Below are 25,744 nucleotides of genomic sequence, written 5' to 3' on the forward strand. Positions count from 1 at the left end.
GTGCAATTCCAGCTCGAGGATCTGAGGGAAGAGGCCGCGAACTCCATCGACATCATCTTCGATGATCTGTTCGCGGAGACCCTGTCGGAGGGAACAGCAGAAGACCTCGTCGAGCTGGTGCGCGAAGTTTGCACGCACTTCCACACCCTGGCCACGACGACCCTGCTCATCGACGCGAGCCCGCAGTATTTCTTCTACAATCTGTATTGCGCGGCGGAGAACTGGCGCCGGCTGCTGACCCATCTGCACAGCCAAGGGGCGGCCCTGCCACCCGCGTCCGATAACACACCGCTGCTTGGGGCGGTCGCGGCGGAGCAATGGGGGCTCGCACGCGCCCTCTGTGGACTCTCCGCGACCGTTCGAGGAGCGGAAGAATACGAGGACGAGTTCGCGTGGGCGCACCTGCTGCAAGAACTCATCGCGCTTCCGGTGGGGGCCGCATTCCCCGAGGTGCTGCTGAGCCGGTATGCGAGCGTGCTCGAGGAGAGTCAGGCGGACCGGTTGGAACTGTTCCGGGCGCTGCTTGCCGCTGACGGCAGCCGCTTCTTCGCTGCCTTCCAGCGGGTGCTCCAGAGCCACGAGCGCGAGACGGAGGCCCAGGCCGTGGGATTTGGCACGTCTCCCGACAAGTTCGTGGCCTACCGATTCATCTGGTTCGAGGGGCTGGCGCTGCTGCGTCTTGCCGAGCGCGCGGGTCTGAAGAGCCAGGAGGCCTTCCTCTACTGTCCTCCGCTCGCACGGGTCGCGATGACCATGGCGTGCGACAACGACTGGGCGCTTCCGTTTGAATCCGCGGCGAAGTGAAGCATCCGCTACATCTTCTCGTTGCAGATGCCACACTTGGGGTCCTCGTCATCGCCGGCCATGGCGACGACGGGCCCCTGAATGAGAGGGAAGGGCGGCGTGTTCTTGTCGTTGTGCAGCATCAGGTCCATGGCGCGCGCCACGTTCTTTCCCTCGAACTTCACGTCGAAGGAGAAGTTGACGAACTCGGCCTTGCCCTTCGTCTTGCTGGAAGCCACGCCGCCGCCCGCCGTCCCCGCCTCGTCGCCCGTGCTGGTGCTGAAGTTCGAGTCCTTCACGCACACCGGATTGCCCTTCACCGACACCTTCTTCGTGCCCTTCGCGGTGTCGGAGGACTGGGCGATGTTGGGATAGGGGATGGGCACGGGCCCACCCGGACTGGGCGTCTTGCACACGTCCGGGAATGCCGAGGTGATACCGTTGCTGTCCTTGGTCACCACGGACATCTTGTTGACACCGACATTGACGGACATGGGTCCACCTCGTGTGAGTGGACTCAGTCTACCGAACCGGTGGCCCGGGGAGCGAGCCGGCCCCTCTGGAGAGCCAGCACCGGTCAGGCCTCTTTCGGACGCGAGACCCCCTCCGCGGTGACGCGGATGTTGCGCACGTCGTGGAGCCCCTCGTCCAGGAGCAGGTGTCCTCGCCACAGCATCAGGACCTGGTGGGTGTCCGTGTCGAGGATGACGGTGTCCAGGCGCATCTCGGGAGTCGCGTCCTCGGCGCTCGCGAGCTCCACGGTGACGGTGGGGGCTCGCTGTCCAGGAAGCCGGAAGGCGAGCCGTCCTCTCGGCGAGGCGTTGGCGATGATGACGGACTCGTCCCCCTTCAGGTACCCGGGGGCGATGAGGCCCGGGGGGGCGGCATTGAAGAAGCGCCGGTCGAAGTCCTTGGGCAGCAGCGGCTTGCGCGTCTTGTCCCAGGCCTCGTCGTAGGTGCCCGCGTACGCCGCGCGCGGCTGCCAGTGGGGCGAGGTGAAGCCAAAGCCTGTCGGCGGCACCCTCTGGCCGAACTCCCGCAGCGGATGCTCCGGATCCTCCAGGTTGGGCAGCCGCAGCTCCTCCTCGAAATGGCGAGAGCTCACCCGGAAGCCCGTGCCCACGGGGTTGCGTGGCTCGAAGGAGTGCTTCTTGGGGTCTGGATCGCTCCGGTCCCAACCCCCGAAGGCTCGCTCCCAGGTGAGGGGCATGCTCTCGAAGGGCAGCGGCTTCGTCATGGCCACGCGGCCCATGCTCCGGAACCATGTGCGCTCGCCCACCACCCGGACGCTCTTCTTCAGCGGGCCCACCTGCATCGCCACCAGCGTCTCCGTGGTGCCCTTGGGCGCGTAGGCATTGCCAATGAGCACCACGTCCGTGGCTGGCTTGATGAAGGCGCACTCCGGCTCGTACTTGTCGCTGGACTCGCCTGGCACCCCCAAGGGCTCCCCTCCCCAGTTCACGGGCACCTGCTCCTGGGCGAGCTCCAGCTTGGTGTCTCCGATGGAATAGGTGGCCTTCACCAGGAGGAGGAGCAATGGCCGCCCCTCCTCGTTCGCGAGGCCCATGATTTCGAAGGCGAACGGCGTCTCGTTCTCGAGATTGGGGTGTCCCATAGGTGTGCAGGGCTCAATCTATCAGTGCCTGAACCCCAAGAGCAGGCGAGCCGCCGGTTTGGCACCACGGCCGTGCGTCACAACCCCCTCCGAGCCCTTCCTCTCCAATGGGCTCCCCTCCACTCAGGGGAGAGAGAGGGTACACGCATGAATCCGGGCAACGAGGGCAAGGGCAACGGCCCCGAAGGCAGTGCTTCGTGGAGCCAACGCATCAGCTCGGGGGCGAAGGGCGCGGCGCGATTCCTTCTCCGCTACGCCCGCTCCAAGGCCTGTCTGGTGTCGAACCAGACCAACCGCCGGTTGAAAATTCGCCGCCCCGACGGCTCGGTGCTCATCCTATCGCCCCTCGAGTGCGCCAGGCGGGTGTCGGCACAGGAGGTCGAGGCCTTCAACCTCCGGGCTTTGGAGCAGCGGGGGACGCTCTCCCTTCAGCCCGAGCCGAGCCGATGGGTGTACCGGTTGGCCTTCCTCCAGTCGCTCACGGGCAAGCTGTCGCTGCTGTCCTTCATCGCCGCGGCCTATTTCTTCCTCATCGACCTGTTCGAGGGACGCCGCTCTCGCACGTACCTGCTCATCGCGCTGGGCTTCCTGGGGCTCTCGCTCGTGGCGATGTTGTTGGTTGCCCGGCTGGGGAGCAGGGCGGGGGCGAGGCCCTCCTTCAGGAGCTGGGCACGTAGCAAGGTCTATCCGCTTCTGCTCCTGCTCATCGGGGTTGGCATTCCAAGCCTCGTCATCCTCGCGTCGGAGGGCTTCATCGGCGATCTCCGGAAGGTGCTGGAGTCCCTGACGGAGTGGGTGCAGACCCGGGGCCAGGTGCTTCCGGACGTGCTTCCCGCGGACCGGCTCCTCGTCGCTGGCCGCGTCCTCCAGCTGCTCTTCATCAGCCTGCTGTCGCTGTTGCCGGCAGTGCTCTTCTTCGCCTTTGACCGGCAGCACCAGAGCACGCTCCGGGAGCTGTTCGTCGCCCATATCTTCCGGTTTGATCCAACCGTGGAGACCCGGCGGGACGTCCAGGTGCGCTACGGCAAGCAGATGGACGAGGCGTATGGCTCCGAGGGCGGTGGCAACGTCACCCGCATCCTGCCCGTGCGTCGCTCGCCGCTGCTCATCGCCACGCTGGTCCTCGCGCTCGGCTGGACCTTCACCATGTTGAGCGTGGCGCCGCGGCCTGGCAGCGACTCACCGGTGGACTTCCTGGCGTTCTTCCAACCCCAGAAGTCCACGCTCCCCTTCGGCTTCCTGGGCGCGTACTCCTACGCGCTGGCCACCACCTTCCGCAGCTATGCCCGCAGGGATCTCCAACCGAAGATCTACAGTCACATCACCACCCGCGTCTTCACGGTCATGGTCCTGGCCTGGGTGCTCGAGGAGAGCTGGTTGATTGTTCCTGGCTCCCAGGTGGACCGGCTGGCTCTGGCTCCCGCCTTGCACATCCTCGCCTTCTTGACGGGCATCATCCCCGAGACCGGACTGGTCTTCATCGGCGAGACGATGCGCACCACCCTGCGGAAGCTGAGGCGGTCCGCGAAGGATCCAGGCCTCCAGCTCGTCGACCCGCATGAGCCCCTCACCAGCTTGGAGGGAATCGACATCTACGACCGGGCTCGCCTCCAGGACGAAGGGGTCACGAACGTCCAGGCACTGGCGCGCCACGACGTGGTCGAGCTGCTGCTCCAGACGCGTGTCCCGGCGCCACGACTCCTGGACTGGGTGGACCAGGCCATCCTCCACCTGCACGCCAACATCGGCGGGCAGGCCGAGGGCGGAGGCCCCGACCCGCTGCTCCCGACCCTGCGCAGGTACGGCATCCGCACGGTCACGGATCTCCTGGAGACCAGTGAGAAGGCCCAGAAGCGTGGGGACCACGACAAATTCCTCGAGCTCCTGTCTGGCTCGGCAACCAACGGGGGCATTCCCCGGCTCCAGGTGGTGCTCGACGCCATCAAGGACGAGGAATGGGTGGAGCAGCTCCGGTGCTGGCACAAGACCCAGATCGTCCGGGAGGAGGTGGTGGACGTTCCGGCGCCGCCCCAGACGCCGGAAGAGCCACGGCCCAAGCCGGAGGGGCCCACTGCCCCTGCCTCCCGTCCGAGTCCCGCCGGGCGCAAGCTCGTCGACGGAGTGGGCGCTCCATCTGTTGCGTGAGGCCACGGGAGGGCATATCCGGGAGCCTCCAGCAGGAGCGCAGGAGGGTCGGGCATGTATCGCGCGGACACGGTGGTGGGCCTCATCGAGCACGGTCGCGAGGGGGACCTTGCCATTGGAGCGCCGGGGCGGCCCGGCTTGACGCATGGAGGCCTGCGGGAGCTGGCCCGGAGCACCGTCACTGCGTTGAACGGCATGGGCCTGGGGCGCGGGGACCGGGTGGCCCTGGTACTGCCCAATGGGCCGGAGATGGCGGCGGCCTTCGTCTCCTTCGCCTGTGGCACCACCACCGCGCCACTCAACCCGGCCTACCGGGCGGAGGAGTTCGACTTCTACCTCTCCGACCTGAACGCCCGAGCGCTCGTCCTGCTCGAGGGCATGGAGAGCCCATCCCGTGCCGTGGCCGCTGCGCGAGGCATCCCGGTCATCGAGTTGGTTCCCAGCGCGGCTGGGCCCGCGGGCCACTTCACGTTGAAGCCGGAGCGGCCACTCTCCGGTACACCGGCGCGGGCGGGATTCGCCGAGGCCGAGGACGTGGCGCTCGTGCTGCACACCTCCGGGACGACGGCGCGGCCGAAGATCGTGCCCCTGCGTCACGTGAACATCACGGCCTCCGCGTACCACATTGGCCAGACGCTGGCGCTCGGGCACGAGGAGGTCTGCCTGAACATCATGCCGCTCTTTCACATCCACGGGCTCATGCGGCGGTGTTGTCGAGCCTGGCGGCAGGTGGTGCGGTGGTGTGTACGCCGGGCTTCAACGCGCTCAAGTTCTTCGGATGGTTCGAGGAGGTCCGGCCGAGCTGGTACACGGCGGTGCCCACCATGCACCAGGCAATCCTCGGCCGCGCCAGCCGCAACACGGAGGTCATCAAGGCCGGGCGGTTGCGCCTCATCCGCTCGTCCTCCGCGTCGCTGCCGCCGCAGGTGATGGAGGAGCTGGAGCAGGTGTTCGGCGTGCCGGTCATTGAGAGCTACGGGATGACGGAGGCCTCGCACCAGATGGCGTCCAACCCGCTGCCGCCGCGGCCACGCTACGCGGGCTCGGTGGGCATCGCAGCGGGGCCCGAGGTCGCCATCATGGGGGAGGGTGGAGACCTGCTGCCTCCCGGTGCGCTCGGCGAGGTGGTCATTCGGGGCCGCAACGTCACGGCCGGCTATGAGAACAACCCCGAGGCCAACGCCAGGTCCTTCACGCATGGCTGGTTCCGCACAGGGGACCAGGGGGTGCTCGACGAGGCGGGTTACCTGCGGCTCACCGGGCGGCTCAAGGAGATCATCAACCGCGGGGGCGAGAAGATCAGCCCGCTGGAGGTGGACACGGTGTTGATGGACCACCCGGCGGTGCAGCAGGTGGTGACGTTCGCCATGCCGCACCCGAAGCTGGGCGAGGAGGTCGCCGCCGCTGTGGTGCTGCGCGAGGGCGCGAGCGTCGGAGAGCGGGAGCTTCAGGACTTCGCCTCTGTCCGGCTGGCTGACTTCAAGGTGCCGCGGAAGATCGTCTTCCTCGCGGAGATTCCCAAGGGGGCGACGGGCAAGCTGCAGCGCATCGGCCTGGCCGAGCGGCTGGGGCTCACGTCATGAAGATCGCCATCTTCGGCGCGGGAGCGATTGGCGGATTCCTCGGCGTCCGGTTGCTCCAGGCCGGAGCGGACGTCACCTTCATTGCACGGGGTTCCCACCTCGCCGCGATGCGCGAAAAGGGCGTCACCCTGCGCAGCGGTGGCGAGAGCGTCACCGTCCGGCCGCTGTGCACCGATGACCCAGCAGAGGCAGGGCCGCAGGACTACGTGGTCATCACGCTGAAGGCACACTCGCTGCCATCGGCGGCGCCGCAGATGCTTCCGCTGCTGGGCCCCCAGACGGCGCTCGTTACGGGCATCAACGGCGTGCCCTACTGGTACTTCTACGGCCTCGAGGGGCCCTACCGGGACCGGCCAGTGGAGAGCGTGGACCCGGGTGGGAAGCTCTGGGAGACGCTGCACCCCTCGCGCGCCATCGGCGCGGTGCTCTATCCGGCTGCCGAGGTGGTGGAGCCGGGCGTCATCGAGCACACCTATGGGGACCGAGTCACCCTGGGCGAGCCCGACGGCAGCAAGAGCCCCCGCGTCGAGGCGCTGTCGAAGCTGTTGATTCGAGCGGGACTGAAGGCACCGGTCCGGCCGCGCATCCGTGACGAGCTCTGGGTGAAGCTCTGGGGCAACCTCGCCTTCAATCCGCTCTCGGCGCTCACGGGGGCAACGCTCGATACGCTTGCGACGCGGGGAGACCTCCGGGCGGTGGCGCGCGGCATGATGGTCGAGGCCCAGGCGGTCGCCGAGGCCCTCGGGGTGCGCTTCCCCATCGACGTGGACAAGCGGATTCAGGGCGCGGCGGAGGTCGGCGCGCACAAGACGTCCATGCTGCAGGACCTGGAGCGAGGCCGGCCGATGGAGATCGATGCGCTACTGGGCGCGGTGGTCGAGCTCGGCCAGCTCGTGGGGAAGTCGATGCCCGCGTGCGAGCTGGTGCTGGCGCTCGTGCGCGAGCGTGCGCGGCAGGCGGGGTGCTACCCGGCCGCGAGCCCGTAGGGTGACAGCCGCTCCCCGCCCACCCCCCGCATGCGCATGATGGGGAAGGAGAGGGGCAGGTCGAGCTCACATCGTGCCCCTCGGGGGTTGGCCATGCAGGACCATTTCGTGCTCGTCCCCGGCTTCGGCGGATTCCAAGCGCTCGGCTCGTTGCGCTACTACCACGGGGTGACCCAGGCGCTCGGGTTCACCCCTCTGGTCTTGCACTACTTCCCCAACCTCCCCACGGCGAGCGTGCAGACGCGGGCACGGCAGTTGCGGCGATGGCTCGGCGAGCTGCAGGAGCGGGGAGTGATTGCCCGCAGGGACCACATCCACCTGGTGGGCCACTCGACGGGTGGACTCGACCTGCGGCAGCTCCTCATCGACTTCCGGGAGGAGGAAGGCACGAAGGGGGCCAGCGAGAGCCTGCTCGAGCAGATCCGCACCGTGCAGTTCATCTCCACACCTCAGCGTGGGACGAACCTGGCACGCCGCTTGAGAAAACTCAGGATTCCGTCGCGCGTCGCACGGTTGCTGCCGCGCATCCTCTTCGAGACGACCCGCGCGTTCCGGGAGGTGGGCGCGAGTTTCGTCGGCCGGCGCCTCCAGCGCGTGTTTCCTCCCAACAAGGGGTCGCCCGACTGGCTTGATGCCGTCATCCAGACGATGGTTGGCTTTGACTCCTCGAAGGACAAACTCGAACGAGCGCTCGCACGGGCCTCGTACTTCGAGACGCTCCGCTGGCTGCTCGATATCTCCACTGACATCGCCGCCATCTCCGACCTGGATCCCGTGAGGACCCCGGGCGCGCCTGAGAGCCCGGCGCACCGGAGGACGGCGGAGGAGGAGCGGGACTTCCTCATGAAGTGGGACATCCACTATGGCTCCATCGTGACCGTCGCGAAGCGCCCGGCGGAGAAGGAGGCACGAGGGCTGTACAAGCTCGTGTACGCGCTGAACGCGCGCCGCCCCTCCCCGGAACTGGGCCAGGCGCAGACTATCCCATGGCTGCTGGAGCCGCATGAGGCCGCGAGACGGCTGATGCCATCGGACAACGACGGCATCGTCAACAGCGTCTCCATGGTGTGGCCCGATGCGGAATCCAGCTTCCTGGTGGAGGCGGACCACGCGGACGTCATCGGCCATTTCAACTACGTCCAACCGCCCCCGGACACGCCTCAGCGCTACTACCAATACGACCTGCTCTGCTCGGGTTCGGATTTCGACCTGGACCAGTTCGAGGCACTGTGGCGGAAGATCGCTTCCTTCACGGAGAGCGGGACGTATCGCCCGCACGCCTTCCCACCTTCGATCGAGGCACCCGCGGACCAGATGCGGCATTGAGCGAAAGCCTGCTCGCGGAGCGGACGTAGCGCCCGAGCGAGCACGGCACCGCCCGGCCGCGAGCCTGCCGCTCGCACGCCTCCGCCCCGGCGACACATGACGGGGCGGAGGGCGGGACGTGGGCCGGACTACGGCACGGGCAATCTCAGGTCGACGCCCGTGTAGGCCGTGTACCCCTTGAGCATGACGTAGTACGTGCCCGCGGCGGCGTTGGTGAGGACGCACTGCTCGGTGCTGCCACTGATGTACGGCCGGCAGTCGTACACGGTGGGGGACGCCGGCGTGCCGAACTTGACGTGCAAGTCCGCGTCACCCGTGCTGCCTCCCGCGTTGGGCGAGATTTTGATGGTCACCGTCTCCCCGGCCGCCGCGTTGTACGCCCAGAGCTGCTGGGTGGAGTTGGCGGCCCCCGAGAGATTGGGGAACACGTACGCCCCCGCCGCAGGAGTGAACGAGGTCTTGAGGGTGAGGCCCGAGTAGGCGCTGTAGCCCCGCAGCACGATGTAATAGACGCCCGCAACGGGTGTGGGGAAGGTGCACGTCTCGGTGCTGCCGGTGATGTACGGCCGGCAGTCATACGAGGCGGTGGTCGGAATCGTGCCGGACTTCACGTACAGGTCCGCGTCACCCGAACTGGCGAGGATCTCCACCTTCAGGTTGGTGGCGCCCACGGGGACAGCGATGGGGTACGCGCAGCTCGTGGAGTTGGCGGCGCCGGAGAGAGCGGTGAGGATGGTGCCGTTGGCCAGCGGAGCACATACGGGAGGGGGCAGCCCCACGCCGACCGCCTGCCACGCCTGCGTGACGGAGCCCTTCACCACCGCGCCGTAGAGGAGATCCGCGGCTGCTTCGGTATAGGTCTTCGCCTGGGCGAGGTTGGTGGAGGCTGTGAAGAAGTCCGTATTGGCCTTGTAGAAGATGCGCCCGGCCTTCTCGACGCCGATGCCGGCGACGTTGATGGTGCTCTTGCCGCGCGGGTGCAGGCCTCCCTTGGACAGCAGCGTGAAGGCCAGGCTACTGATGCCCGAAATCTCATACGCGGTGGTCGGCAGGGGCAGCGTGTAGTAGTCCCGCAGGCCAGTTAGGGCCGGGTCATCCAGGTAGCGGATCGCATCGCCCGTGGTCGCTGGCGTATACACATCCTCGCCGATCTTCCAGACGTCCGCGCCCGTGGACCAGGCAGTGCTCCAGCTCTCACAGACGGCGGAGAAGACGTCGGACAGGCTCTCGTTGAGGCCGCCGGACTCGCCCGAGTAGACGAGGTTGGACTCGGAGGCGATCACCGCGTGGGTGAGCTCATGGGTGATGACATCCATGTCATTGCACAGCGGAGAGAACAGGGTTCCGTCGCCATCGCCACACACCATCAAGGTGCCATTCCAGAAGGCGTTGTTGACGTTGATGCCATAGTGGACGGTCGCTTTCAGCTGCGTGCCCGCGTTGTCAACCGAGTCGCGACCGAAGACATTGGAGTAACAGTCATAGGTGACGCCGAGGTTGCGGAAGGCGGTCTCCACGACCGGGTCGCTCGACGCCGCACCCGTCTCGGTCCGCACCAGGGTGCCTGGGAGCGTGGTGGTGTTGTTGGCCGTGTAGACGGAGCGGTTGCGCACGTGGTGGATGTCCGAGGTGCGCTGGACGATGGAACCGTCGAGCGCGTCTAGGAAGACATGCTCCCGGACGGGCGTGCCCTGAGACTCGCCCGTCACCACCACCTCGAAGGCCAGCTTCAAGCGCTGGTCCACGGTCGAGCGGGCATACAGCAGCCGGGGCTCGCCCTCGACGCGCACTCCGCCCGGAGTGGACTCAAGCGCGGCGCGCTGGACCGCCTGGGAGGACACCTTCGCCCGGCCAGGAGTGGGCACGGACTCACCGTCACGTGCCGAGCCGTTGGCCGCGTAGATTCGACCGGACTCATCCACATGCACGACGAGCTCATGGCCGAACACTGGCAGGCCGTTGCGTGTCTGGGCAAAGCGGATGTGCGTATGGCCCTGCTCATCTCGCGAGAGCCGCTGTACTACGAGGTCCGCGGCGCGCAGGCGGAACACCGGGGCGATGGCGTCGAGCGCCCGACCCACTCGCTCGTGCGCCTCGCGGGCCGCGAGCCCCTTCACGGGACCGCTCGCCGAGCCGAGGTCACCACGAATCATGTAGGGGACGCCGTCATCATGCGCGCCGATGAGCTGCGCGGAGGGCAGCGCGGAGAGGGCGGACTGGACGTCTGCGATAGAGCCAGTGGGACGGGCGCTCTCGTCCGGGGCCGGGCCGGACGCCTCCGTTCCACCACAGGCCGCGAGCGACAACGACAGACAGGCTGCAAGCAACCGATTGCGCATCGAGGGTTTCTCCTCCACGGGCGGCGGAATGCCGTCAGCGGAGTAAAACATGAAACCATGACAACCCGTGAATGCTGGTAAAGCGGAAGTGCGTTTGGGCCAGGAGGGGCCCTCTCAGCTCCGTCGCCTCCGCCCGAGCACCAGCACGGTCAACGCGAGCACGCCCGCGCTCCAGCCGGGTGCCGAGCCACAACCACAGGCCCCCGGCTCCATGACCTGGGGCACCGGTCCGGGAATCCCTCGCATGTCCGCGGTACGCGCAATCCACAGGTGGCTGGTGACAGTGCGCGGGTGGTCGTTGATCCACACCTCCGCGCGGAAGCGATCCTCGCCGTGCTCGGGCGCGGTGATGTCCTGCTCCACCACGAAGTCCTCTGAGGTCACCTCCACGAGCGGCAGGCGCACGCCGTTGTGGACGAAGCGCACCTGATGACCCTGCGCGCCGGTGACGCGGGCGCTCAGCCTGGCGCTCTGTGCGAGCACGGTGTCCCCGGTGGGGGCCACGCTGCTCGTCAGGTCCACCATGGGATCCTCCGGCCCCTGGAGCTTCACCACGGTGCGGTTGTTGCGAATGCCCTCGAGCAGCGCGGCCACGCTCAGCTCACGCGCGTACACCAGCGTGGTGGGGTTGCCGATGGCGCTCTGGGTGAAGTCCAGGTCCACCCCGGCGCGATGATCATCACTGCCGCCGAGCGCCGCGGTGTGCTGCCCCTGGGAGAGCAGCCAATCCCAGTAGCTGATGGCGCCCTCGGAGAAGAAGCGCCCCAACTTCTCCCAGCCACCGTTGGCGACCTCAATGGCGTCCACGCTGCCCGAGGGCACGGTGAGCTGCCACGCGCAGCCGATGCACAGGTCTCCCACGTCGTAGACGGGGTGGTTGATGGAGAAGAGCGCGCCCTGGCGGTGGAAGGCGTCGATGGCCTCCTCCAGGGTGATGTCCTCGTTCACGCGCGGCGGCACGTAGCGGGTGGCGCCGATGGCGTTCGCGTGGCCCGAGTAGGTGGTGTACTCGACACCTGGCACCAGCAGCACATCGGGGGAGCGCGACTGGGCGTCCACGAGGAAGTCGAGCGTGGACGTGGTGTTGTGCTCGGTGAGGACGACGAAGTCCAGCCCGTGGCCTCGCGCGTAGCGGGCGATCTCATCCAGCGAGGCCTTCGCATCACCGCTCTCGAGCGAGTGGACATGGAAGTCGCCGGCGTACCAGCGCGGCTGCGAGGAGAGTGCGTCGACGGGGTGGTAGGGTTGGCGCTCGGGCTGGGGCGCGAGCCTGGCCGCGGTGTGCAGGTGCACTTCAATCCGGTAGTGCGCGGGCGTCTTGCGGATCTTCGCCTTGCCCACCGTCACCTTCCAGGTGCCCGGGCGCAGCGGGCCAGCGAGGTACGAGCGCGAGGCTGCCTTCTCGCCCACGATGGCGGGCTCCTCGTTGCCACCGCCATAGCCGCGGAAGCCCTCCGGGTCCTCCAGTCCCCAGTCGAGGATGTTCTCGCTGGCGAGGTCGTCATGGCGGACCTCCAGCTCCACCGTGCCCGGCGGTACCTCGAAGGGGACGGAGAAGAAGCCACCCTCGGTCGGCACCTCTCCCTCCAGCACCAGCGGGTCAGCCGCGAGGGCGGAAGCACAGGCGAGTAAGCAAGCGAGGAGCGGGCCGCGGAACGAGAGGGGGGAACGCACGGGGCGCGGAGCGTATCCCATCCAGCCGTGCTGCCGCCCGGGTGGTGCCACGGGCCAACGTGACCCTACCGGGCCTTGCGCGTGTCACTCCGAGGACGGTGAGCCACCAGGCAGGCAGGCGGAAGGGCGCGGTCGGCGGCGCCGTCTGGGTGGGAGACAGGATGCGGCCGGACCAGCGTGTGCACATCTCTACGCGGCGTGTCAGGAGGTGGAGAGGCGTGAGCGTGAGCACGGGACGCCGGGGCGCGGCGTGGGGAGTTCTCGTCTTGCTGGGCCTGGGGGTGCTCTCGGGCTGCAAGCGAGGCGACTCGGAGGCGCAGCAGCCTCAGGCGCAGGCACCGGTGGTGCTCGGGCCAACGGACGTGGTCCGGGTGGAGCCGCAGGAGCTGCGCAGTGGGCCCGTCCTTTCCGGCACGCTCCAGGCTCGGCGCGCTGCCACCATGCGGGCCGAGGTCCAGGGCGCCGTGCTGGAAATGGTGGTCGAGCAGGGCCAGCAGGTGAAGAAGGGCCAGTTGCTCGCGCGCATCGAGGACTCCTCGTTGCAGGACCAGCTCATCGCCGCACGCACCTCGGTGCGGGTGGCACGCAATGCTCTGCAGGTGGCCCGTGCCGAAGAGGAGCGTAATCGCAAGCTGTCCAGCGCGGGGGTCATCACACGAAGGGACCTGGAGCGGGCCGTGCTTGCGCGCTTCCAGGCCCAGGCGCAGGTCTCCGATGCCGAGGCTCGGCTCGCGCTCGCGCAACAGGAGGTGGGCCGCACCCGCGTTCGCGCTCCCTTCGCCGGTGTGGTGAGTGAGCGTCACGCCAGCGCCGGGGACATCGTCCAGCCGGGCGCGGCGCTCTACACCGTCGTGGACCCCACCAGCTTGCGGCTGGAGGCCTCCGTGCCGGCCACGCAGCTCAGCACGCTCAAGCCCGGCGTCGCGGTGGACTTCAAGGTGGGCGGCTATGGGGACCGCTCCTTCAAGGGCCGCATCGAGCAGATCAACCCCGCGGTGGACCCGGGGACCGGCCAGGTGCGCCTCTACGTCACCCTGCCCAACACCGAGCAGACGCTGCTCACCGGGCTCTCCGCCGAGGGACGAGTGGCGTCGATGCGGCGCGAGGTGCCCGCCGTGCCCGTGTCGGCGGTGGATGTCCGGTCCGATCCGCCCTCGGTGTTGCGCGTGAAGGATGGTCGGGTGGAGCGGGTGCCGGTGACGCTCGGCATGAAGGACGAGCTGGCGCGACTGGTGGAGCTGCGCTCCGGCGTGCAGCCGGGGGACGTGTTGCTGCGGGCCCCGGCGGGCGACATCGGCGAAGGCGCTCCCGTGGAGCTGCGACTGTCTGAGAGCCCCCAGGAGCCCGAGCCGGGCGTGGGCGGTGGTGGCACTCCACAGGCCGAGCCCCCGCCCGAGCAGCCCAAGCCTCGCTGAGCTTCGCGCGCACCCTTACTGAGGGAGAGCCTTCCCGTGTTCATCTCTGATTTCGCCATCAAGAAGCCCATCGTCACCATCACCGCCATGCTGGCGCTGGTGGTGTTCGGCGTGGTGGCGCTGATATCGCTGCAGACGGACGAGTTCCCGGACATCCAGCAGCCCATCATCAACGTCACCATCGTCTACCCGGGTGCCTCACCGGACGTGGTCGAGCGCGAGCTGGTAGAGCCCATCGAGGACGCCCTCTTCAGCATCAGCGGGGTGGATGCCGCGCAGTCCACCTCCAGCGCTATCGACGGCCTCGCGCAGTTCACCATCTTCTTCAACTACGAAAAGGACCTGCAGCAGGCCTCGCAGGACGTGCGCGACGCCATCTCCAGCAAGCGCGCCGACCTGCCGTTGGAGATGGAGGAGCCCGTCCTCACCCGGTTCGACCCGGCGGACATGCCCATCGTCTCGCTGGCCATCACCTCGGACACGATGCCGGCCACGGCGCTCACCCGGCTGGTGGACCCAGGCATCGTGGGCGAGCTGCGCTCCATTCCTGGTGTGGCCCAGGCCTCGGTGGTGGGTGGCATCGAGCGGGAGATGACGGTGTTCGTTCGCCCGCAGGCGCTGCAGGCCGCGGGGTTGAGCATCTCGCAGGTGGTGCAGGCGCTGCAGACGCAGAACCTCGCTGCTCCGGTGGGCCGACTGGACGAGCCGCTGGAGGAGACGACCATTCGCCTCAAGGGCCGGTTGGAGACGACCGAGGACTTCGCGCGTGTCGTCATCGCCGAGCGCGGTGGTCGGCTCATCCGGCTCGGCGAGGTAGCCAACGTGGTGGATGGCACCGAGGATCCGCGCACCCTGGCCCTCTTCAACGAGCGCGAGGCGGTGGGCATCGACATCCTCAAGGCCAAGGGCTACAGCACCACCGAGGTGGCCGACGCCGTCCGCGAGCGCATTCACGCCCTCCAGCCCACGCTGCCCCAGGGCGTGAAGATGGAGATCGTCCGCGACTCGGGCGTCCAGGTGGAGAACGCGGTGGAGAACGTGCAGTCCGCGCTCGTGGAGGGTGCGCTGCTCACCGTGCTGGTGGTGTTCCTCTTCCTCAACTCCTGGCGCTCCACGGTGATTACCGGTCTGGCGCTGCCGGTGAGTGTGCTCGCGTCCTTCATCAGCGTGTGGGCGTTCGGCTTCACGCTCAACACCATGTCGCTGATGGGCCTCTCGCTGGCCATCGGTATCCTCATCGACGACGCCATCGTGGTGCGCGAGAACATCGTCCGCCACATCGAGATGGGGAAGGACCACTACACGGCCTCACGCGATGGCACGAGTGAGATTGGTCTCGCGGTGGCGGCGACGACGTTCTCCATCGTGGCGGTATTCGTGCCGGTGGCCTTCATGTACGGAGTGGCGGGGCAGTGGTTCAAGCCGTTCGCCCTCACCATTGCGTGCTCGGTGCTGGTGTCGCTCTTCGTGAGTTTCTCGCTGGACCCGATGCTCTCGGCGTACTGGCCGGACCCCGCGGTGGAGAAGGGGGCGCGCAAGGGACCCATCTCCCGGGTGCTGTCTCGCTTCAACCACTGGTTCGACCGGCAGGCGGATAACTACAAGGGCGTCATTGCCTGGGCGTTGGACCACCGGCTGGCCATGGTGACGGTGGCGGTGGCCTCACTGGTGGGAGCGCTGGTGCTGCAAGGCGCCTTCGGCGGCGCGGGCTTCGTTCCGGTGAGCGACCGCTCCGAGGTGGAGATGCTGGTGGAGACGCCCGCGGGCTCCAGCCTCGAGTACACGAAGCGCAAGGTGGATGAAGTGACGCGCATCGCGCGCGCTCACGGCGAGGTGCGCTACACCTTCACCACCATCGGCACGCCGTTGCCGCTGCGCTCGCCGGGCGTGGACCAGGCGCTGGTGTACGTGAAGCTGACGCCCAAGCACGATCGCGAGGTGAGCCAGGAGGAGATCGGCGTCGAGCTGCGCCGAGAGGTGTCGCGCGTGGCCGGGGCGGATGTGTCTGTCTTCACCAGCGGCTTCGGTGGCGCCTTCAAGTCCATCCAGTTGGAGCTGCGCGGGCCGGACGCGCGGGAGCTGACACGGCTGGCCGAGAAGCTGCGCCAGGAGGTGGAGCAGGTGCCGGGCGCGGTGGACGTAGGACTGTCCACGCGCGGGGAGAAGCCGGAGGTGGAGGTAGAGGTGGACCGCACCATGGCGGGCCGGCTCAACGTGACGGTGGCCCAGGTGGCGCAGTCGCTGCGCGCGGCCTTCGCGGGCGTGGACTCGGGAGACTGGGTGGACCCCTCGGGCGAGACGCGCGACGTGGTGGTGCGGTTGGTGCCCGAGGCCCGTGTGCGCCCGGGTGACCTGCAGCAGTTGCCGCTGGTGGCAGGCGCGACGCCGGGAGGGACTCCGGCGCTGGTGCCCCTGGGACAGGTGGCCCGCATCCGCGAGACGGTGGGTCCCGCTCAAATCAACCACCTCAACCGCGAGAAGGTCATCAACATCCAGGCCAACGTGCAGGGGCGCTCGCTGTCCGAGGTGATGACGGACATCCGGGCGAGGCTGGAGCAGGTGCGGCTGCCTCCGGGCTATGTGCTGGGGGAGGGTGGCGAGGCGAGAGACCAGGCCGAGGTGTTTGGTCGCGTCTTCCTCGCACTCGGGGTGGCGCTGCTGCTGATGTACCTCATCCTGGTCATCCAGTTCGGCTCGTTCTTGGATCCCCTGGCCATCCTCATCTCGCTGCCGCTGTCACTCATCGGCGTGGTGCTGGCGCTGCTGGTGACGGGCGACACGCTCAACATCATGAGCCTCATCGGCGTCATCCTGCTGATGGGCATCGTCGCCAAGAACGCCATTCTGCTCATCGACTTCGCCAAGTGGGCGCACACGCGGGGCAAGCCGATGCGCGAGGCCCTCATCGAGGCGGGGCGCATCCGCCTGCGGCCCATCATGATGACGACGCTCGCCATCATCGCGGGCATGGTGCCGGTCGCGCTGGGCGTGGGCGAGGGTGGCGACTTCCGCGCACCGCTGGGGCGGGCCGTCATCGGCGGCGTCATCACTTCCACGCTGCTCACACTGCTGGTGATTCCGACCGTGTACGAGATTCTCCACGACGGGCGCACGTGGATGCTGGGTAAGCTGCGGCGCACCAAGGGGCGTGGGGACCGGGAGCCGGTGCACGGTCCACCTCGGCCACGCCCGGGAACGTGAGGGAGGACGAGGTTGGCCCAGGTAACGGCTCATACGCGTTTCTGCCGGGACCTGCGGCGGCTCGCCATCCTTCAGGGCGGCCTCGTCCTCGTGGTGGGTCTGGTGGTCTTCGTCGCCTGGTTAGCCGGCATCGATTCCCTCAAGGGCTTGCGGCCGGGCCTGCCGACGATGAAGGCCAACACGGCCCTGTGCTTCATGCTCTGCGGCGCCACGCTGGTGCTGGAGGGCCTTCCCCACTTCAGCTCCCTGATACGGCGGGCTGCGCAGGTGTGCTCGGGGCTCGTCATCCTTATCAGCGTCCTGACGTTCGCCCAGTACCTCTTCGGCGTGGACCTTGGCGTGGATCATCTCCTCGTGAAGGACACTGCGCGGGGGTTGGAGCTCGGCTACCCGGGGCGCATGGCTCCCAACACGGCCCTCTGCTTCGTCCTGCTCGGGGCCGCGCTCCTGTGTATCGAGACGGAGACGCGCATCATCGGCTGGCCCTCGCAGATCCTCGCCACGTTCGCGACCATCATCGCGCTGGTGGGCTTCGTGGGCTACCTGTACGGACAGGCCGAGTTTCCCGGTATCAGCCGCTACGCGCAGATGGCGGTGCACACCACGGTGTGCTTCTTGCTGATGGGCATCGGCCTCTTCTTCGTCCGCCCGGACCGCGGTTTCATGCGGGTCGTCACCCACTCGGGACTGGGCGGTGTGCTCGCGCGCTGGTTGCTGCCGCCGGCGCTCGTTCTGCCCATCCTCCTGGGAGGGTTGGTGTTCGCGGGCTACAGGGCCGGAGCCTACGCGCTGCCCTTTGCGCTGGCGCTCATCGCCGCGGGCAATGTCATCGCTTTCGCCTTGCTGGTGTGGGTGGCCGCTTTCGCGTTGGACCGGGTGGAGGCCCGGCGCCTGCGGGTTGAGGAGGAGCGGGTGCGGCTCGAGGCTCGGGAGCAAGCCGCGCGCGCCGAAGCCGCCGCCCAGCAGCGCGAGCGCTCTCGGGCCGAGGCCGCCGAGCGCGAGGCTCAGCGCGCCGTCCGCACCCGCGAGGAAGTGCTGGCCATCGTGAGCCATGACCTGAAGAACCCGCTGGGCTCCATCGCATTGAGCACCCAGTTGATGCGGCGGCTTCTCCCCGCGGGCGAAGAGGGCGAGCGGATCCGCAAGCATGCCCATACCATCGAGCGCTCCGTGGAGCGGATGGACCGGCTCATTCGGGATCTGCTCGACATGGTCAGCATTCAGGCTGGCCAGCTCAAGCTGGACCTGAGGCGCTACGCGGTGGACGACCTGGTGCGCGACGGCCTGGTGCTGCTCGAGCCCCTGGCCATCGAGAAGCGGGTGGCGCTGCGCACGCATCTGCCCTGGGAGCGCTACTGGGTGGAGTGCGACCGGGACCGCTTCTTCCAGGTGCTGTCCAACCTGGTGGGCAATGCCTTGAAGTTCACCCCCGAGGGTGGGTCGGTGACGGTGGAGGGCGCGGCGGGGGAGGGCTTCATGCGCTTCTCGGTGCGAGACACCGGCCCGGGCATCCCCGCCGAGGCGCTGCCCCACCTTTTCGAGCCCTTCTGGCAGGTAGAAGGGACGGGCAAGAAGGGCACGGGGCTGGGCCTCACTATCAGCCGGGGCATCGTGATGGCCCATGGGGGCTCCCTGGAGGTGGAGAGCGAGCAGGGGCAGGGAAGCACCTTCTCTTTCACCCTGCCCCGGCTCGCCCCCAAGTCCGAACGGGAGCGGGAGCGGGCTCCCGAGCCCCCCGTGCACTGAGCAGGCGGGCGAGCATCCTTTATCGAACAGTCCTTGGGCCTGTGCCAGACTGGCGCCCCGCTCTTCGCGTGAATGCGGAGGGCGAAGACTTTTCGGGGGTACTTCCCATGACGGACGTGCGCTGGACGAACGAGTTCTTGGATTCCATGCGCGAGGTGTGTGATCCGCCGGCGGACGAGGCCGTGCAGAGCCTCTTCGCGCAGGGGCTGGTGGGCTCCGCCAATGAGCTGATGAAGCAGCTGGTGGCCCACGAGACGGTGACGGCGGAGCAGCTTCCCGAGCCGCTGCGCGGCTACTTCGAGCAGAGCGCGAAGCTGCCCTCGTGGGCGGACAAGGAGCTCATCCGCGAGGGGCAGGCGGCGTTCAGCCGCTGTGGCTCGTTGTCGGTGGTGGCGCTGGTGTGCGCGTCGCTGCCCACGTGCTACGCGGGAGCCGAGGGCGTGCAGGTGCTGCACATGACGGCGCGGCTGCAGACGGACACCAAGCGCCGCATCATCGAGACGGCGCAGATGGTGGTGGACGTCATGTCCCCGGGAGGCCTGGAGCCGGACGGCTGGGGCCTGAAGGACGCGCAGAAGGTGCGGCTGATGCACGCGGCGGTGCGCCACCTCATCCGCCAGCGTGGCCGGTGGGACGCCGAGTGGGGCCAGCCCATCAACCAGGAGGACATGGCCGGCACGCTGGTGACGTTCTCGGTGGTGACGATTCGCTCGCTGGTGAAGCTGGGCTACACGCTGGAGCCGCGCGAGGAGCAGGCCTACTACCACGCGTGGCGGGTGGTGGGGTACCTGATGGGGGTGGACGAGCGGCTGTTGCCGGAGACGTACGAAGAGGGGGGGCGCCTGGCGGACGCCATCTTCGCGCGCGTGTTCCGCTCCTGCGAGGAAGGCAAGGCGATGACGCGCGCCCTCATCGAGCAGGTGGAGCACATCATCCCCGGCAACCTCTTCGATGGGTTCTGCAGCACGCTCATCCGCCACCTCATCAGTGACGAGACGGCGGATCTGATCGCCGTGCCTCCCGCCGACTGGACGCGTGCGCTCATCAAGCCGCTGCAGATTCTGGGCTGGGTGATGGACGAGGGCGACGAGGCGAACGTGGTGAACGCGAAGCTCAGCGAGCTGTTCGGCCGCAAGCTGCTGGAGGGAATCGTCTGGGTGAGCCGGGGCCACGAGCGCCCGCCCTTCCGCATCCCCGAGGCGCTGCGCGAGTCGTGGAACGTGCGCAGCCGCGAGCAACAGCTCGCCTGAGGCTGCTCAGGCCTGGGAGGTGGCAGCCTCGCCGAGCGTGAAGCGGAACGTGCTGCCCTGCCCCGGGGTGGACTCCACCCAGATGCGTCCGCCGTGGCGCTCGACGATCTTCTTGCAGATGGACAGGCCGATGCCCGTGCCCGGGTACTCCTCCTTGCCGTGCAGCCGCTGGAAGATGGCGAAGATGCGCTCGTAGTACTGGGGCTCGATGCCGATGCCGTTGTCCTCCACGGCCACGGTGATGGTGTCGTCCTCGCGAGTGGCGGACACGCGGATGCGCGGGGGCTGTTCGCCGCGGAACTTCACCGCGTTGCCCACCAGGTTCTGTAGGAGCTGCGCGAGCTGCGTCTCGTCTCCCATCACCCACGGCAGCGGCTCCACCTTCACCTCCGCGCCGGACTCCTGCAGGGCCAGGCGCAGGTGTGAGAGGGCGCGCTCCACGCTGCGCTCCAAGGGCACCGGTACCAGCTCCTTGCCCCGTGTGCCCACGCGCGAGAAGGCCAGCAGGTCATTGATGAGTGCCTGCATGCGGGTGGCGCCGTCCACCGCGTAGCGGATGAACTCGTCGGCGTCCGCGTCCAGCTTGCCCTTGTAGCGCCGCGACAGGAGTTGCACGTAGCTGGCCACCATGCGCAGCGGCTCCTGGAGATCATGCGAGGCCACGTAGGCGAACTGCTCCAGGTCCGCGTTGGAGCGCGACAACTCCTGGGCGCGCTGGGCGAGCTCTGCCTGGGCCTTCTCGAGGCTCGCCAGGAGCTCGGCGGTGTGCTGGCGGGCCCGCTCTGCCTCGGCGCGCGCTGCCTGTTCGCGCACCAGCCGGCGCGCATCCTCCTCCAGGGCGAGCCGCTCGGTGACATCGGTGCACACGCCCGTCAGCCGCGAGGGCCGGCCCTGCTCGTCCAGCGTGAGCCGCCCATGTGCTTCCAGCCAACGCACCCGCCCGTCTGGCAGGACGATGCGGTACTGCACGTGGTGCTCCGGTTGGAGCTCGTCCACCACGCTCTGGATGCTGGCGAGCACGCGCTCGCTGTCTTCGGGGTGCATGTCGCTCTGGTAGTCCTCGAAGCTGCCGCCGAAGCTGCCCTCGGGGATGCCATGGATGCGTTCCAGCGCGGGTGCCCAGGTCACGCGCTCGGCCTGGATGTCCCATTCCCAGGCACCCATGCGGCCAGCGTCGAGCGCCACCTCGTGCCGGGCCTGGGCGCGCTTCGCCTCCGCGTAGAGGCGTGCGTTGTCCACCGCGAGCGCGGCCCGGCGAGCCAGCTCCTCCACCAGTCGCAGTTCCTCCGGCCCCAGCCTCCGGAAGGACTCCGCGGTGGCCAGGGTGAGCGTGCCCAGCGTCCGTCCCCGGGCGTTGAGGGGCACCACCATGAGGGAGCACAGGCCCAGCTCGCGCAGCAGGCGCAGGTGTTCCTCGTTCTGCGTGACGGCCGCCAGCATCGTGTCGGTGATGTCGGAGGCCAGCTGCGGCAGGCCCGTGCGCAGCACGTGGTGGATGCCGTGTGGGGACTGGGGGTCCGTCGGGTAGAGCTCGCTTATCCGCCGCGCCAGCTCCTCCTTGGCCGGATCCCTGTGGATGAAGGCCACCTGCCGCGAAAGGGTGGTGTCGTACGCCAGGTGTACCGCGCACCAGTCCGCCAGCCGGGGTACCAGCAGGCGCGCGGTGGCGGCCAACGTGCTCTCCAGGTCGAGCGAGGCGGAGAGCAGCTCTCCGGCCTCGGCCAGCAGGCTCAGCCGCTCCTGGGTGCGCATCATCTCGGTGACGTCTCGGAAGACGTTGACGGCGTACACCACCTGGCCCCGCGCGTCGCGCACGGGGGCCGCGGACACCCGGTTCCAGCGCTCCTCGCCCGTGCGCCTGTCCCGGAAGCGCAGCACCATCTCGGGGACGCTCTCGCCGGCGATCACCTGCCGGCCGGGAAGCTGTTCAGGTCTCAACGGGTGGCCCGAGACATCGAACATCTCGTAGCGCTCGAACACCCTGGCGCCGCCCGTTTTCAGCAATTCCTCCGGGGAGGTGGCACCCATGATGCGCGCCGCCGCGGGGTTGGCGAAGCACAGCGACAAGTCCTGGGCCTGCACGGTGACACCTTCGTTCACCTGCGCGAAGAGCGCATCCACCAGCGGGCGTGCGTGCTCGAAGAGCTGAGCCAGCATCTCCGCCGCCAGTCCCTCTCCGGTACGGACCGTCGGTAGGGAAGGGTGCGAGGGAGGAGGGGCCACCATGCTCATCACGAACTCCAGGTCGAAGAAGACGTCTCCCTGTGGGAGCCGAAAGCTCCCAATGGAACGCGGGAACGTCCATCCACATGCCCGGCCAGTGTTCACTGGTGGGAGCCGGGGGCGCAGACGCCGGCGGCTTGTGCGCCCTTGGTACGGCTGAAGATGTCCGCATCGGGGCCTTCGCCACCGGGTGCGCCATCGGCGCCGTAGCTCCACAGCACGGGTAGTCCCTCCCGAAGCTCATACCCATAGTGTTGTCCCCAGGGGTCCAGTGGAAGCTGCTCCAGGTACCGGCTGTCGACGAGCATCTGGAGGCCCTCCTCGGTGGAGGGATAGCGCTGGTGCTTCGCGTGGAAGTGTTTCAGGGCGTACTGGAGGTTCTGGAGGTCGAGCAATGCCTGCTCATGACTCTCCGCGGCGAAGTGCACGTTGCCGATGGTCATGAGCAGGGTGAACAGCACGGACGCCCCGGCCACGACGGCCCCCACGGAGGTCGCGATGGTGAGGCCGAAGTCGCGCAGGAAGGCCTTCCAGGTGAGCTTGGGATGAGGTTCGGGCGGCGCGGGAGTCATGGTGGCCAGAGCCCTTTCAAACCGCGTACCGCCCGCCCGCCCGAAGCAGGCGCTCCTTCTCAGGAGCCTGTCTCTCGCGTCCGTGCCCAGCCTGTCCGCGATGCCCCATGTCCGGCTGTCATTCTGTCAGCACCTGCGCACGAGCCGGGCGTGCCGGGCGGGAAGGGGTTCACGGTCCCGCTGCTATCTCCTAGGGTGGGAGTCTCGCCCCACTGGTGCCGATGCCCCGAGGAAGCCTGCCCGACGACTACCGGCGACACGTGACGGCGGCCCTGGCCGCGTTGAACGTGCGCAATCTGGTGCTGAGCATTCACGACCCAAGCTTCCCCAGTGCTCCGGGAGAGGACCTGGGCCGGGGCTCGCCCTACTCGGAAGGGGGCATGGGCTTCCTCGAGTTCGCGCGGGAGCTGGGCTTCAACGGCATCCAGCTCGGCCCGCAGGGGCAGACGTCGGAGGACAACGCCTCGCCGTATGATGGGACGCTTTTTTCGCGCAACGTGCTGAACGTGGCGCTCGCGTCGCTCACGCACGAGGAGTCCTGGGGCGGGCTGCTGCGGCTCGAGCGGGTGCAGGCCCTCGTCTCGGCCCGGCCGGGCGGGGAAGGGAGGGTGAAGCACCGCTACGCCTTCCGTGCCCAGAACGAGGCGCTGGAGGATGCGTGGGAGGCCTTCCAGTACAAGCGGCTCCAAGCGGCGCCGGGGAGCGCCGTCGCGTGGCTCTCCGAGCACTTCGACACCTTCCGGCGCGAGCACCAGGAATGGATGGAGCGGGACGCGCTCTACGACGTGCTCTGCACGGAGCATGGCCGCCCCTATTGGAAGGAGTGGCCGAGCGAGTGGGACCGGCGGCTGTGGAGCCCACGCTCCGGGGAGGAAGCGGCGTTCACCAAGCGTCGGCAGGTGCTGCTGACGAAGTACGCGGGGCAGGTGGAGGCGTATGCCTTCCGACAGTTCCTCGTGCACTCGCAGCACGCGGCGCTGCGGGAGCGGACGGCGGCGTGGGGGTTGAAGCTGTTTGGAGATCTGCAGATTGGGTATTCGCCGCGGGATGCGTGGACGTACCAGGGGCTGTTCCTGGGCTCGTACCTGATGGGGGCACCGCCCAGCCGCACCAACCCCGAGGGCCAGCCGTGGAACTACCCGGTGCTGGACCCGGCGCAGTACCACGGGCCACCCGATGCCGCGGGTCCGTACCCGGGAGTGCGGCAGCCGGGGCCAGCGCTGTGGTTCATGAGCTCGCGGGTGAACAAGATGCTGTCCGAGTACGACGGGCTGCGCATCGACCATCCGCACGGCCTGGTGTGCCCATGGGTGTACCGGTCAGGAGAGCTGAACGCGCTGCGCGCGGTGCAGAGTGGGGCGAGGCTGTTCTCCTCGCCGGATCTGCCGGAACATCCGGAGCTGGCGCGCTGGGCCATCGTGGCGCCGGAGCAGTTGGAGCGCTCGGTGCCGCGCTACGCGGATGGCTGGGTGCGAGAGCTGAGCCAGGCGCAGGTACGCCGCTACAGCGCGCTCTTCGATGCCATCATCGCCGCGGCGAACGCGCATGGGCGCAAGGTGTCGGACCTGCTGTGCGAGGTGTTGAGCACCATGCCCCATCCGCTGCAGCGGGTGATGGAGCAGTACGGGCTGGGGCGCTTCCGCGTGACGCAGAAGGCGGACCTGACGAATCCGCGGGACGTGTACCGGAGCGAGAATGCCGTGCCCCAGGATTGGATCATGGTGGGCAACCACGACACCAAACCCATCTGGGCCCTGGCGGAGCGCTGGCGGAAGGAGGGCGAGGCGCGGGCGCACGCGGACTACCTGGCGTGGCGGCTGCACCCGGAGGAGGAGGGGCGCGAGGACTTCACGCGGCGGCTGCTGGAGGAGCCGGGGATGCTGGTGCAGGCGAAGTTCGCGGACCTCTTCGCCAGCCGGGCGGAGAACGTGATGGTGTTCTTCGCGGACCTGCTGGGGATGAAGGAGACGTACAACGCGCCCGGCACGGTGAGCGAGGAGAACTGGAGCCTGCGCGTGCCCAACGGCTACCGGCGAGAGTACGGGGAGAAGCTGGGGAGCGATGGGGCGCTCAACCTGCCGAAGGCGCTGGCCCTGGCGCTGCGCGCGGGCGGAGAGGCGGCTCGCGCGCGGCACGGGCAGCTCATCGCGGCGCTGGAGCGGCTGGCCGCGGAGCTGCAGCGGGGGTGAGGGGCGTGCTCAGTGCTGCACGTCCACCACGAGGCGGGTGGGCTCCTTCAGCTCCATCACCCGGTACTTGTTGGGGTGCTTCACGCCGAGCACCCAGGTGACCTCGCCCTCGAAGTCGCAGGTGAGCTCCATCTCCTGGAAGACGGGAAGGGCAGGCTTGCGCTTGCGCTCGGCCACGGTGACCTGGGCGCCCTCGTGGGCCTGGGCGGGTTGGACGCGCACCTGCAGCCAGCCCTGGCCGGCGAGCTCCGTCGGGTCACCGGAGCCGCACTTGATGACGGGCTTGTCGACGTACTCGACGTGGTAGCCGGGCACCTGGTCGCCGTCGAACTGGAGCACGAGGCGATCAAAGCCCTCGTTGCGGGCCGTGCGCACCTCGCGCAGCGTCACCGGCTTGAGGGTGGAGCGCTTGACCTCCACGACTCCGGCGGCCCACTCGTGGGTCTTCGGGTCCTCGGGCTGGGCGGTCTGCGAGCCAGCCTGCGAGTCTGGAGGCGTGGGATTGGTCTGCGGGGTGGGCGTGTCGGGAGTCTGCTGCGCGGGCACGGCAGGCTCCGCGGGTGGGGGAGGGGTTGCCTCCTCCTTCTTGCATCCCACCATCGTGAGACAGGCGGCGAGCCCCAGCGTCGGCATCCAGCGTCCAAGCACCTTCATCATCGTCCTCCTGGCGGCCCGAGGGTCCGGACCGGGCGGCGCC

At 68.4% G+C, this 25,744-nt stretch carries 17 protein-coding genes and 1 pseudogene; 11 read left to right on the forward strand and 7 right to left on the reverse strand.

The features are described from left to right. Positions 1–804, forward strand: coding sequence for a hypothetical protein (locus tag OV287_RS04225; protein ID WP_267532681.1), 804 nt, complete (start codon positions 1–3; stop codon positions 802–804). Positions 805–812: 8 nt separating this feature from the next. Here the strand turns inward: OV287_RS04225 and OV287_RS04230 are convergent, their stop codons facing one another. Together OV287_RS04230 and OV287_RS04235 are read right to left on the reverse strand one after the other, a co-directional pair. Next, a complete protein-coding gene (locus tag OV287_RS04230; protein WP_267532682.1) occupies positions 813–1,277 on the reverse strand; it encodes a DUF4150 domain-containing protein in 465 nt (154 codons plus the stop codon). Positions 1,278–1,360: 83 nt separating this feature from the next. Next, complete coding sequence (locus tag OV287_RS04235; protein WP_267532683.1) at positions 1,361–2,398, reverse strand: DUF2169 family type VI secretion system accessory protein; 1,038 nt, start codon at positions 2,396–2,398, stop codon at positions 1,361–1,363. Positions 2,399–2,545: 147 nt separating this feature from the next. Between OV287_RS04235 and OV287_RS04240 the strand changes: the two genes are divergently transcribed. The 5 genes and pseudogenes from OV287_RS04240 to OV287_RS04260 all read left to right on the forward strand — a co-directional run bounded on the left by OV287_RS04240 (position 2,546) and on the right by OV287_RS04260 (position 8,438). Further along, positions 2,546–4,543, forward strand: a complete 1,998-nt coding sequence (locus OV287_RS04240) for a hypothetical protein (protein ID WP_267532684.1) — start codon at positions 2,546–2,548, stop codon at positions 4,541–4,543. 195 nt (positions 4,544–4,738) lie between these two features. Continuing rightward, positions 4,739–5,155: pseudogene (locus OV287_RS04245) on the forward strand (AMP-binding protein); the annotation flags it as partial. Between the two features lie 95 nt (positions 5,156–5,250). After that, positions 5,251–6,126 (forward strand): AMP-binding protein, encoded by an 876-nt coding sequence (locus OV287_RS04250; RefSeq protein ID WP_373371799.1) that lies wholly within the window; start codon positions 5,251–5,253, stop codon positions 6,124–6,126. Continuing rightward, on the forward strand, positions 6,123–7,112 hold the full coding sequence (locus tag OV287_RS04255) for a 2-dehydropantoate 2-reductase (protein ID WP_267532686.1): 990 nt from the start codon (positions 6,123–6,125) through the stop codon (positions 7,110–7,112). The genes OV287_RS04250 and OV287_RS04255 overlap by 4 nt, the downstream gene beginning before the upstream one ends. Positions 7,113–7,205: 93 nt before the next feature. Next, a complete protein-coding gene (locus tag OV287_RS04260) occupies positions 7,206–8,438 on the forward strand; it encodes an esterase/lipase family protein (protein ID WP_267532687.1) in 1,233 nt (410 codons plus the stop codon). A 128-nt stretch (positions 8,439–8,566) separates the two neighbouring features. Here the strand turns inward: OV287_RS04260 and OV287_RS04265 are convergent, their stop codons facing one another. Both OV287_RS04265 and OV287_RS04270 read right to left on the reverse strand, forming a co-directional pair. Beyond that, the gene (locus OV287_RS04265) at positions 8,567–10,777 is read right to left on the reverse strand and encodes a M4 family metallopeptidase (RefSeq protein ID WP_267532688.1); all 2,211 of its coding nucleotides are present in this window, start codon (positions 10,775–10,777) and stop codon (positions 8,567–8,569) included. Between the two features lie 114 nt (positions 10,778–10,891). Continuing rightward, on the reverse strand, positions 10,892–12,355 hold the full coding sequence (locus tag OV287_RS04270) for a CehA/McbA family metallohydrolase (RefSeq protein WP_267532689.1): 1,464 nt from the start codon (positions 12,353–12,355) through the stop codon (positions 10,892–10,894). 320 nt (positions 12,356–12,675) lie between these two features. Between OV287_RS04270 and OV287_RS04275 the strand changes: the two genes are divergently transcribed. From OV287_RS04275 to OV287_RS04290, 4 genes are all read left to right on the forward strand, one after another. Beyond that, positions 12,676–13,866, forward strand: coding sequence for an efflux RND transporter periplasmic adaptor subunit (locus OV287_RS04275; protein ID WP_267532690.1), 1,191 nt, complete (start codon positions 12,676–12,678; stop codon positions 13,864–13,866). A gap of 36 nt (positions 13,867–13,902) precedes the next feature. Then, on the forward strand, positions 13,903–17,067 hold the full coding sequence (locus tag OV287_RS04280; RefSeq protein WP_267532691.1) for an efflux RND transporter permease subunit: 3,165 nt from the start codon (positions 13,903–13,905) through the stop codon (positions 17,065–17,067). A gap of 12 nt (positions 17,068–17,079) precedes the next feature. Continuing rightward, entirely contained in the window at positions 17,080–18,813 is a 1,734-nt protein-coding gene (locus OV287_RS04285; RefSeq protein ID WP_267532692.1) for a sensor histidine kinase, read from the forward strand. Positions 18,814–18,920: 107 nt separating this feature from the next. Continuing rightward, complete coding sequence (locus OV287_RS04290; protein ID WP_267532693.1) at positions 18,921–20,063, forward strand: oxygenase MpaB family protein; 1,143 nt, start codon at positions 18,921–18,923, stop codon at positions 20,061–20,063. 6 nt (positions 20,064–20,069) lie between these two features. On the opposite strand, the gene OV287_RS04295 is transcribed toward OV287_RS04290, so the two are convergent. Together OV287_RS04295 and OV287_RS04300 are read right to left on the reverse strand one after the other, a co-directional pair. Continuing rightward, positions 20,070–22,295 (reverse strand): PAS domain-containing sensor histidine kinase, encoded by a 2,226-nt coding sequence (locus OV287_RS04295; protein WP_267532694.1) that lies wholly within the window; start codon positions 22,293–22,295, stop codon positions 20,070–20,072. Positions 22,296–22,387: 92 nt separating this feature from the next. After that, positions 22,388–22,858, reverse strand: a complete 471-nt coding sequence (locus OV287_RS04300; protein ID WP_267532695.1) for a type II secretion system protein GspG — start codon at positions 22,856–22,858, stop codon at positions 22,388–22,390. A gap of 221 nt (positions 22,859–23,079) precedes the next feature. Here OV287_RS04300 and OV287_RS04305 point away from each other — a divergent pair, with 221 nt between their 5' ends. Continuing rightward, positions 23,080–25,047, forward strand: a complete 1,968-nt coding sequence (locus tag OV287_RS04305; protein ID WP_267542287.1) for a 4-alpha-glucanotransferase — start codon at positions 23,080–23,082, stop codon at positions 25,045–25,047. Positions 25,048–25,056: 9 nt separating this feature from the next. Here OV287_RS04305 and OV287_RS04310 read toward each other — a convergent pair whose 3' ends face one another. Then, entirely contained in the window at positions 25,057–25,704 is a 648-nt protein-coding gene (locus tag OV287_RS04310; protein ID WP_267532696.1) for an AMIN-like domain-containing (lipo)protein, read from the reverse strand. Positions 25,705–25,744: the final 40 nt, after the last annotated feature.

It is taken from the genome of Archangium lansingense (assembly GCF_026626635.1).
Classification (GTDB): domain Bacteria; phylum Myxococcota; class Myxococcia; order Myxococcales; family Myxococcaceae; genus Archangium; species Archangium lansingense.